Source organism: Rhodococcus sp. F64268, assembly GCF_023015605.1.
Taxonomy (GTDB): Bacteria; Actinomycetota; Actinomycetes; order Mycobacteriales; family Mycobacteriaceae; genus Rhodococcus.
Window position 1 is genome coordinate 1 of sequence record NZ_JALKAI010000063.1, and the last position, 261, is coordinate 261.

Consider the following 261-nt stretch of genomic DNA (forward strand, 5'->3'; position numbering starts at 1 on the left):
AGTTCATCGCGGCCTTGTTGAACACCAGATTGCCCTCGGTATCACCGCGCAGCGCGTGCACCAGCGAATAGTCGGCGTTGATCGACTCCTCGAGCACATACCGCTTGCCGCGGAACTCGCGGATCTCCTTCGCCGGCGACGCGATCTCCACCGAACCATCGGCGGCGTACCGCCACGGCAACCCGCCCTCGGAGATCGGGGTACCCACACCCGCGGGGGTGAAGAACGCCGGAATCCCGGCGCCACCGGCGCGGAGCTTCT

1 protein-coding gene is annotated in these 261 nt (G+C 66.7%); it reads right to left on the reverse strand.

What is annotated here, in order from left to right:
- Positions 1-261 (reverse strand): CoA-transferase (locus MWU77_RS24570; RefSeq protein WP_281499608.1); only part of this gene is annotated, 261 nt, incomplete at both ends.